Genomic DNA, 8,839 nt, shown 5'->3' with positions numbered 1-8,839 from the left:
GGCTGCATCACGTGCTCGGCCACGAACTCGGCCAGGTTCGGGTACTCGTTGGCGGGGAACGGCTCGAACATGTCCTCCGCCATGGCGGCCATCTCGGCGGTGCTGTCGAACGGCATGCTCAGGTTGGTCATGGCGAATCCGTAGATGTAGCCGTCCAGCAGCGAGTAGGCGTGGGCGACCATCGACACATCGAAGCCCGCCGCGCGGAGCCTGCCGATCACGGCGTCATGGTGTCGGAGGTTCGCCGGCCCCGGCCGGCGTCTCGACTCCATCAGGCCGATCGCCCAGCGGTGGCGCGCGAGGACATCCCGGAGCGAGATGCCGCGCTCGCGCATCGCGGTCTTCCAGTCGGCGCCGCCCGAGGGCAGACCGATCTCACCGAAGACCACGTCGATCATCGAATCGATGAGGTCGTCCTTGCTCGCGACGTGATGGTAGAGCGCCATGGGCGCGACGCCGAGGATGCCGGCCAGCTGTCGCATGCTCAGCGCTTCGAGCCCGACTGCGTCGGCCTGCGCGATGGCAGCCAGCAGCACGCGCTGCCTCGTCAGAGGTGATCGCGGCATCGCCGCCTCCGCCGCGGGGGGAACCATCCGGCGTGCTCCTTCGTGATCGGGGCTTGATTCGCCTCAGTGGGTTGACTCCGGGCTTCTGTACGGCGTACAGTCCGGCACGTACACCGTACGGACTATACCGTACAACGTACACAATCATAGATGTCGTCACCCCAACTGCGAAGGAACCGATCATGATGAAGTCGACCGACGGAATGTTCTCCGAGCAGCCCTCGGGGCTCGCCCCGCCCTTGCTCAAGCGGCTGGCAAGGATCGCTGGGGTCTTCTACCTGGTGGTCGGGATCGCCGGGGGCTTCGCCGAGGGTGTCTTCGACCCTTCCATGTACGTCGCCGGGGACGGAGCGGCGTCCGCCGGGAACCTCCTCGCTGATGTCGGCCTCGTCCGCCTTGCCGTCGTCGCCCATCTGACCGACGCCGTGTTCTTCGTTCTCACAGCGATGACTCTCTACCTGCTGCTCAAGCACGTGGGAAAGCACGCCGCCCGCTTGATGGTGACGGCAGTGGTGATCGCGGCCGGGATCATCTCGGTGAGTGCCGTCTTCACCTTCGCCGCCCTGCAGGTGGCAACGGATCCCTCCTACACGGAGGCGTTCGGTGTCGGCGGCTCGAATGCGCTGGTTCTGCTCCTGCTCGACGTCGAGCACTACGGCGTACTGGCCGCCCAGGTGTTCTTCGGCCTGTGGCTCGCACCCCTCGGCTACCTCGCCTACCGGTCGCGGCTCTTCCCGAAGCCGCTCGGCATCGTCCTTGTCATCGCGACGGTCAGCTACCTGGTGGACGTCGTCGTGGCCTTCCTGCTGCCCGAACTCGCCGGCCAGCTCCACGGCTTCCTCGGCATCGCCCCCGGCGTCGCCGAGATCTGGATGGTGCTCTACCTGCTGGTGATCGGTGTGCGCTCCCCGCGCCGGAGTCCTCGCCCGACGGCACGCGGTGACGCTCCCCTCCCGCTCGACGAGAGCGCGGCCGTCACCGTCTAGCCGGGGGATGACCCCAGGACCCGAACTGCCGGCGTCATCCATGAGGATGGCGTCGGCACTCTTCGTGCGATCGGACGCCGCCCTGCCTTTGGGTTGGACAGCGGAGCCGCCAGTCCCTAGGTTGTGTATCTCGCAGATAGGAAGGGGCGGCGTGCCACGCTCGGATCAGTCGCAGACGGCGATCCTCGGAGCGCTCAGCATCGCGCCGATGACCGGGTATGCGTTGCGAGAGGCGATTCGCGACACGCTCGGCCACTTCTGGAGCGAGAGCTTCGGGCAGATCTACCCGGCTCTGGCCGAGCTGGAGAGGAACGGTCTCATCGAGCGGCGAGAGGTTGCGAGTGGGGGTGCCGGGAAGTTCGGCATCACCGCGGCCGGAACCGCTCGCCTCCGTGAGCTCCTCGCTGAACCGCCGCAAGCGTCGAAGCCGCGGAACGGACTCCTGCTTCGTCTGTTCTTCGGCGCGCAGCTGGGACCCGGGGCTTGCCGTGAACTCGTGCTCGAGGCCCGGGAGCAAGCGGAAGGCGCCCTGACCCAGATGGCCGACGCTCGCCGCCAGCTCGCCGGCGATTCCGCGCTCGCGGAGGCCGCTCCCTACATCGGCCTCACCATTGCCGCGGGTGAGCACTCCGCCCGAGCCACCATCGCCTGGGCCGACGAGACGCTCGCGGAGCTCTCCAGACTCGAGTTCTCGGCGGCTCGCTCGGCTTCAGGCCTGCCGCTGCCGTAGCGCGCCCGCATGCGGTCGACGATCGGCACTATTGCTACTAGATATGTCTCGCCATCTCGCGCTAGTGTATCTGACAGATATACAGCGAGGAGCGACGCGACCGCGTATGCGCGCTGCCAGGTGAGGTACCCCGATGAGCCGAACGACGAATTCGCCCTCTCCCAGCGCGGCAGGAAGGGTTGCCGCTGCACTCCTTCTCGTCGTGGCGGCCTTCCAGGCTGCGCTCGCCGCCGGCGCACCCCTCGGGGAGGCCGCGTTCGGCGGAGCGAGGCCCGGAGTGCTTCCGGACACGCTTCGAGTCAGCAGCGCGATCGCGGCTGTCGCATATCTCCTGCTCGCCGCGGTTGCAGGCACGCGGTGGGCCGGGCCGGCCGTCCGTCGGCGCGTGCTGACCGGCGCGGCCGGAGTGATGGTGGTCGGGTCGATCGTGAACCTCGCATCGCCGTCGTTCGTGGAGCGGATGATCTGGACGCCGGTCACCGTCGCGCTGGTCGTCGCCCTTTGGCACGCGGCTCGGCACGGCTCGCTCTCGCGGGCATCACGGTCTTCCGTCGCGTTCGGGAGCGGCCAGGCCTGAAGCCCCCCGCAAATCAAGCCCCTGTTTCGGGCCGGCCGCCGAAGTACCGTGCCTGTGGGGAGATCGCCGCAGGCTGCGGCCGAAGGAGCAACGATGACCGCATACCAGGTGGGGTACTTCGTGGGGAGCCTCTCCTCCACGTCGATCAACCGGACTCTCTCGAAGGCGCTGATCCGAGTGGCGCCCGACGATCTCGAGTTCACCGAGATCCCCATCGGGAGCCTCCCGCTCTACAGCCCGGACCACGACGCCGACTATCCGCCCGAGGCGGTGGCGCTCAAGCAGGCGATCGCAGCGTCGGACGCCGTGCTCTTCGTGACTCCCGAGTACAACCGGTCCATCCCGGGCGCTCTCAAGAACGCCATCGACTGGGCGTCCCGCCCGTGGGGCCAGAACTCCTTCGACCACATCCCCGCCGCGGTCATCGGCGCTTCGATCGGCTCGATCGGCACCGCCCTCGCCCAGCAGAGCCTGCGGGCGGTGCTCAGCTTCTGCAACGCACGGCAGATGACCTCGCCGGAGGCCTACATCCAGCTCGGCGCCGACACGATCACCGCCGATGGCGAGATCACGGTGGACAGCACGCGCCAGTTCCTCACCGGATACATGGCTGAGTTCCGGGACTACATCCGGATGGTCCTCACGGTCCTTCCCCGGTCCTGACCTCCGACGCGGGGCGGCCGCCCCTACGATGAGTGCGCGCTGGGGCCACAGGTCCGTCCTGGTTGCTCCACCGAACGGTCAGCTGAAGGAGTCCCCATCGCGAGTGGTCCCCGGTCGGTCTACCTGGTCGGACCCACCTCCGCGAGGTCCGGATGAGGGAGGCCGTCATGCTGAGCGTCGCGGAGTACCGTCGACTGGTCCTGTCGAACGTGGAGCCCCTGCCGGCGGAGACCGTCGACCTCGACCACGCACTGGGTCGGGCGCTCGCGGAGGGGGTTGCGTCGGCGACAGCGATCCCGCCCTTCGACAACTCGGCAATGGACGGCTATGCGGTGCTGTCGGGCGATCTTCGCGGCGCTTCCGAGGAGGCGCCGGTCGGGCTCCGCGTTGTCGCCGACCTTCCCGCCGGAACGGGGCTGCGGCCGCAGCTGGAGCGCGGCACGGCAGCAAGGATCATGACCGGGGCTCCGATCCCGCCCGGGGCCGACGCCGTCGTGCCGATCGAGCGTGTGCTCGTCGAGCAGGACCGAATTCGGATCAGCACGCCGGCCGAGCCGGGCGCGCACATCCGCCGCGCGGGCGACGATGTGCACGCCGGAGCGGCCGTGCTGGCAGCCGGAACGGTGCTCGGCCCCCGGCACCTGGCTGCAGCGGCCAGCTCGGGCGCGGCCAGGCTCCGGGTCGGCGGTCGTCCGCGCGTCGGAGTGGTCTCCACCGGAAGTGAGCTCGTCCCGCCGGGTGAGGAGTTGACGAGGGGCCGGATCCCGGACTCGAATTCCTACCTGCTGGCGGCTGCGGTCGGGGAGTGCGGGGCGCTGCCCCACCGGATCGGCATCGTCGCCGACGACCCGCGCCTCCTGGAGGCCGCGCTCGACGAGCACGCGGGCACGGTGGACGCCTTCGTCCTGTCCGGCGGCGTCAGCGTTGGCGCCTTCGACGTGGTCAAGGCCGTGCTCGCCCCGCGTGGCGGCCGCTTCGAATCCGTGCGGATGCAGCCCGGCAAGCCGCAGGGCTTCGGGCGGTGGAGCAACGGGGTCCCGATCTTCGCCCTGCCCGGCAATCCGGTGAGCGCCGCCGTCTCCTTCGAGGCATTCGTGCGGCCCGCACTTCTGCGGATGCAGGGCTGTGCCGAGCTCGAGCGCCCGATCGCACGCGCTGCGGTCATCGAGGGCTGGAACTCGCCGCCGGGTCGGCGTCAGTACCTCCCGATCACGGTCGGGCGCGGCCACGACACCGCGTACCCGGGACTGTCCGTCCGGCCGGCTTCTCGCGGCGGCTCCGCTTCCCATCTGGTCGCGGGTCTCGCGGGCGCCGATGGTCTCGCCGTCGTCGACGAGGACGTCACGCGGGTGGAAGCGGGCGATGTCGTCGACGTGCTGCTCTGGCGCCGCTGATCGCGCGCTCCGGACGGTGCCGAGCAGTCAGCCGCCGAGCAGGGCGGGCGTTCGCGCCGGCTCGACGCGGACCACGACGGCCTTGGAGACCGGCGTGTTGCTCACCTCCGAGGCGCTGTCGAGCGGGACGAGGACATTGGCCTCGGGGAAGTACGCCGCCGCGCACCCCTTCGCAATGGGGTAGGAGACCACCCGGAACCCCCGCAGCACCCGGTCCGGCTCGTCCTTCCACTCGCTGAACACGTCGACGGACTGGCCGTCGTGGAGGCCGAGTTCGCGCAGGTCCTCCGGGCTGATGAACACCACGTTGCGGCCGCCCTTCACCCCCCGGTACCGGTCGTTCAGGCCGTAGATGGTGGTGTTGAACTGGTCGTGCGAGCGGAAGGTCTGCAGCAGCAGCCGGCCCTTCGGGCGCTCGACGTGCTCGAGCTCGTTGACCGTCAGCATCGCCTTGCCGGTCGGCGTTGCGAAGGTGCGCGAGTCGCGGGGGCCGTTCGGCAGGATGAAGCCGTCCTTGGCGCGGATCCGCCGGTTGAAGTCCTCGAAGCCGGGGACGATGCGGCTGATGGAGTCCCGGATGACGTCGTAGTCGTCCTCGAACGCCTTCCAGTCGACAGGCACCTTGGTGCCGAGCACCGCCCGCGCCAGCCGGGTGATTATCGAGATCTCGGAGAGCAGCTCGGGCCCGACCGGGTCGACCTTGCCGAACGACGAGTGCACAGCCGACACCGTGTCTTCGACGGTGACGAACTGCACGCCGGAGGCCTGGCGATCGATCTCCGTGCGGCCCATCGTCGGCAGGATGAGCGCCTCGGCGCCGATGACGGCGTGGGATCGATTGAGCTTGGTGGAGACCTGGACTGTCATCTCGGTTCCGCGCATGGCGGCCTCGGCCGCGCCGGTGTCGGAGATCGCGGCGACGAGGTTTCCGCCCAGGCCCATCCAGAACTTGATGCGGCCCTGCTGCATCGCCCGGATCCCGTCGATCGAGTCGACGCCGTCCTCGCGGGGAGGGTCGAAGCCGAACTCGCGCCTGATGCCGTCGAGGAACGGTGCGGGCATCTTCTCCCAGATGCCCATCGTTCGGTCGCCCTGCACGTTGCTGTGGCCACGCATGGGGCAGGCACCGGCGCCGGGCTTGCCGATGTTGCCGCGGAGGAGCAGCAGGTTGATGATCTCGCGGATCGTCGACACTGCCTTCTTGTGCTGGGTGATCCCCATGGCCCAGGTGATGATCACCCGATCGGCCGCGATGTAGCGCTCGGCCAGCTCGTCGATCTCTCTGCTCGTCACGCCGGTGGCGGCGAGCACTGCGTCCTCGTCCAGGTCGGCGAGATGCTTCGCGAGGGCGTCCAGCCCGCTCGTGTGCTTGAGCAGGAAGTCGCTGTCGAGCACAGTTCCGGGATGGGCGGCCTCGGCGTCGAGCACCCGCTTGGAGACGGCCTGCAGCAGCGCCATGTCGCCGCCGAGCCGGATCTGCACGTACTGATCCGCAAGGGTCGTGCCCTTCCCCACGATCCCGCGCACAGTCTGCGGGTTCTTGTAGCGGATCAGGCCGGCTTCGCGGACGGGGTTCACCGCGACGATCTGGGCGCCCTTGCGCTTGGCCTCCTCGAGTGCCGTGAGCATCCGCGGGTGGTTGGTGCCCGGGTTCTGGCCCAGGATGAGGATGAGATCGGCCTTCTCGAAGTCCTCGTAGGCCACCGTGGCCTTGCCGATGCCGACTGTCTCGACCATGGCGGCGCCGGTCGACTCGTGGCACATGTTCGAGCAGTCGGGGAGATTGTTGGTGCCGAACGCGCGCACGAAGAGCTGGTAGAGGAAGGCTGCTTCGTTGGAGGCGCGACCGCTCGTGTAGAACGCCGCCTCGTCGGGGGACGCCAGGCTGTTCAGCTTGTCGGCGATCAGCCGGAACGCCTGGTCCCAGCCGACGGGCCGGTAGTGATCGCTGTCCGCTGGCTTATAGACGGGCTCCACGAGCCGGCCCTGCATGCCGAGCCAGTACTCGTCGTGGGTGAGCAGGTCGGTCACGGAGTGCTCGGCCCAGAAGCTCGAGGAAATGGTGACCGGCGTCGCTTCCCAGGTGACCGCCTTCGCGCCGTTCTCACAGAACTCGGCGATCTTGCGATGCGAGGGATCCGGCCACGCGCAGCTCATGCAGTCGAATCCGTCCTTCTGATTCAACGCCGTGAGCAGCTTCACGGTGCGGCCGACCCCCATGTGCTTGAGCGCCGGCTCCATCGAGTGCAGCACTCCGGGCACTCCCGCCGCCCACGTCTTCGGCGACCCGATCTCGATGCTGTCGTCCGGGCGATCGTTGGCTACGGGCTTGTCGCTCATCAGGCGCGAATCCTCTCGGGTGCGGCGATGCCGGCCGGGGCGGAGAAGTCCAGGCGCTCCGCCCCGGTGTAGGCCACCATCGAATTGCCTCGGAGGAAGCCGACCACGGTCAGGCCGACCTCCTTCGCCAGCTCGATCGCCAGCGAGGAGGGCGCCGAGACCGCTGCCAGCAGCGGGATCCCGGCCATGGACGCCTTCTGGGTCAGCTCGAAGCTGGCGCGGCCGGACACCATCAGGACCATTCCCCGGAGGGGAAGCAGGTCCTGCAGGATCGCCCAGCCGACCACCTTGTCCACGGCGTTGTGGCGCCCCACGTCCTCCCGCAGCACGAGCATCTCGCCGGTGCGCCCGTCGAACAGTGCCGCGGCGTGCAGGCCCCCGGTCTTCTCGAACGCGGCCTGCTCCGCCCGCAGGCGCTCGGGGAACTCGGCGAGCAGCTCCGGCGAGATGAGGAGCGGATCGCTCGCCACGTCATGTGCCGACTGGGTCCGGACCGCGTCGATGCTGGCCTTTCCGCAGAGCCCGCAGGAGCTGGTCGTGTAGAAGGAGCGCGCGAGGCTCGGGTCGGGCGGGGCGACGCCGGGTGCGAGCGTGACGTCCACCACGTTGTAGGTGTTCAGTCCCTCCTCGGTCGCCCCGGCGCAGTAGCGGGCCGCGCGCACCTGCTGGCCGGACGAGATCACTCCCTCCGAGACGAGGAAGCCGGCGGCGAGCTCGAAGTCGTGCCCCGGGGTGCGCATGGTGATCGCCAGCGGCGCGCCGCCGACCCGGACTTCCATGGGCTCTTCGACGGCGAGGAAGTCCTCACGCACGCGGGGCGGCTCCCCGACGGTGATGCGCGTGACGCGGCGGCGCTGCGTGATTCTCCCCATTGAGAGCCCCTCTCGCGCCGCTCTGCGAAGGCCCCCGCTCTGGCGCTTCGGGCGGGCGGAGGCTGCTGGTCCTAGCCTAGATCAGTGCTCCTCGATGCGATCGTGCTCGCCGGCGGGCGGTCGGCGCGGTTGGGCGGCGAGCCGAAGGCGGCGCTCGTGCGAGAGGGCCGGACGCTGCTGGCGAGCACCGTCGAGGCGGTCGAGGACGCGCGCAGGACCGTCGTCGTCGGATCGATCCCGGCGAACCTCGAGCTCCCGGATGCGGTGCTTCGCGCTCGCGAGAGCCCGCCGTTCGGGGGGCCGGCGGCCGGAATCCGGGCGGGCTGGGCAGCCCTCGACGCCGCAGGCGGGCCCGTATGCGACTTCGTCCTGGTCCTCGCCTGTGACATGCCTTCCGTTCGGCCGCTTGTCGACGCGCTCCTCGGCTGGGCCGGGAGTGCCGATCCGGGCGGCTGGTCGGGCGCGGTCGCGGTCGATGCGGCCGGCGTCCGGCAGCCCTTGGCCGCCGTCTACCGCTGGACCTCGCTGACGGAAGCCCTCGCCCGCTATCCGCGGCCGGAGGACGTGACCGGGCTCCCGGTCCGCGCCCTGACCGGCGGCCTGCGGCTCGCCTCGGTGCACGCGCCCCCGGGGTCGACCGACGATGTCGATACCTGGGAGGATGCAGCGCGGCTCGGGGTCCACAGGGCGGCCGAGCAGGAATGACGGAGG

Annotated in this window: 9 protein-coding genes; 6 read left to right on the top strand and 3 right to left on the bottom strand. The window is 69.6% G+C overall.

Features of this window, described 5'->3' with window-relative positions; translation table 11 throughout:
• A partial coding sequence (locus JWR33_RS11140; protein ID WP_297411984.1) for a TetR/AcrR family transcriptional regulator C-terminal domain-containing protein occupies window positions 1-593 on the bottom strand: 593 nt, incomplete at its 3' end.
• Window positions 594-748: 155 nt separating this feature from the next.
• Between JWR33_RS11140 and JWR33_RS11135 the strand changes: the two genes are divergently transcribed.
• The 5 genes from JWR33_RS11135 to glp all read left to right on the top strand — a co-directional run bounded on the left by JWR33_RS11135 (window position 749) and on the right by glp (window position 4,916).
• Window positions 749-1,552: a DUF4386 domain-containing protein gene (locus JWR33_RS11135; protein ID WP_297411983.1), complete on the top strand. Its 804-nt coding sequence runs from the start codon at window positions 749-751 to the stop codon at window positions 1,550-1,552.
• Window positions 1,553-1,703: 151 nt separating this feature from the next.
• Complete coding sequence (locus JWR33_RS11130; protein WP_297411982.1) at window positions 1,704-2,282, top strand: PadR family transcriptional regulator; 579 nt, start codon at window positions 1,704-1,706, stop codon at window positions 2,280-2,282.
• A gap of 133 nt (window positions 2,283-2,415) precedes the next feature.
• Complete coding sequence (locus JWR33_RS11125) at window positions 2,416-2,859, top strand: hypothetical protein (RefSeq protein WP_297411981.1); 444 nt, start codon at window positions 2,416-2,418, stop codon at window positions 2,857-2,859.
• A gap of 93 nt (window positions 2,860-2,952) precedes the next feature.
• Window positions 2,953-3,522 carry an NADPH-dependent FMN reductase gene (locus tag JWR33_RS11120; protein WP_297411980.1) on the top strand — a complete coding sequence of 190 codons (570 nt, stop codon included), beginning with the start codon at window positions 2,953-2,955 and terminating at the stop codon, window positions 3,520-3,522.
• 167 nt (window positions 3,523-3,689) lie between these two features.
• Window positions 3,690-4,916: a gephyrin-like molybdotransferase Glp gene (glp, locus tag JWR33_RS11115; RefSeq protein WP_297411979.1), complete on the top strand. Its 1,227-nt coding sequence runs from the start codon at window positions 3,690-3,692 to the stop codon at window positions 4,914-4,916.
• Between the two features lie 27 nt (window positions 4,917-4,943).
• On the opposite strand, the gene JWR33_RS11110 is transcribed toward glp, so the two are convergent.
• Both JWR33_RS11110 and fdhD read right to left on the bottom strand, forming a co-directional pair.
• The gene (locus JWR33_RS11110) at window positions 4,944-7,256 is read right to left on the bottom strand and encodes an FdhF/YdeP family oxidoreductase (RefSeq protein WP_297411977.1); all 2,313 of its coding nucleotides are present in this window, start codon (window positions 7,254-7,256) and stop codon (window positions 4,944-4,946) included.
• Entirely contained in the window at window positions 7,256-8,128 is an 873-nt protein-coding gene (fdhD, locus tag JWR33_RS11105; RefSeq protein ID WP_297411975.1) for a formate dehydrogenase accessory sulfurtransferase FdhD, read from the bottom strand. Before fdhD ends, JWR33_RS11110 begins: the two co-directional genes overlap by 1 nt.
• An 84-nt stretch (window positions 8,129-8,212) precedes the next feature.
• On the opposite strand from fdhD, the gene JWR33_RS11100 reads away from it, so the two are divergent.
• Complete coding sequence (locus JWR33_RS11100) at window positions 8,213-8,833, top strand: NTP transferase domain-containing protein (RefSeq protein WP_297411974.1); 621 nt, start codon at window positions 8,213-8,215, stop codon at window positions 8,831-8,833.
• Window positions 8,834-8,839: the final 6 nt, after the last annotated feature.

The organism is Naasia sp., from assembly GCF_025465545.1.
Lineage (GTDB): Bacteria > Actinomycetota > Actinomycetes > Actinomycetales > Microbacteriaceae > Naasia.
The sequence above is the reverse complement of the archived record's forward strand: the minus strand, read 5'-3'. Positions and strand labels throughout refer to the sequence as shown.